This window comes from Arthrobacter liuii, assembly GCF_014639275.1.
Classification (GTDB): Bacteria; Actinomycetota; Actinomycetes; order Actinomycetales; family Micrococcaceae; genus Arthrobacter; species Arthrobacter liuii.
The window spans coordinates 1-652 of sequence record NZ_BMFW01000086.1 but is presented as its reverse complement, the minus strand read 5'-3'; the positions used below and the strand labels follow the sequence as shown (position 1 = coordinate 652).

General features: G+C 64.9%; 1 pseudogene. It reads right to left on the bottom strand.

The window, feature by feature from the left end:
- A pseudogene (locus IEW19_RS23860) lies at positions 1-603 on the bottom strand (IS5 family transposase); the annotation flags it as partial.
- Between the last annotated feature and the right edge of the window lie 49 nt (positions 604-652).

The window sequence follows — 652 nt, the reverse complement described above, 5'->3', positions numbered from 1 at the left end:
GCCTTGTCTCCGCGGATCCGGTCCGGGCGGGTGCGTGGCCTGCCCGGACCGGCACGGTTGATCTTCAACTGGTTCATGAGGTGGGCGAACATCGGCGCATCTCCACCCTGGCCCGGTGCGACCAGCAGGACCAAAGGCCGGCCTTTGCCGTCCACCAGGGCGTGGATCTTGGTACTCAGTCCACCGCGGGAACGGCCAATGGCATGGTCGTCCGGTTCAGCAAACAGATTCATGTAATTCGAGCGGTCCCCCTGTGGTGCGGGGAAGGTTGGTGCCGTGCTGGTGGGCACGGTTGACCGTCGAGTCGACCGAGACCGACCAGTCCACCTCACCCTGGGTATCGGCGACCGTCAGCAGCGCCGCCAGAATGCTGTCCCACGTTCCGTCACCGCTGTAGCGGCGGTGACGCTTCCAGATGGTCTGCCACGGACCGAACTCGGCAGGCACATCCCGCCAAGCGATCCCGCAGCGATACCGGTAGATGATGCCCTCGACCACTCGGCGGTCGTCCCGAAAAGGACGACCCCGCCGGCCTGCAGAGGACGGCAGTAGCGGCTGGATGCGGGCCCATTGCCCATCAGTCAAAACGGAAGTACGCGACACCCATCAAGCATCCCGGATGCGGTCATCAGGCTTTGGGAGACACGCCCTA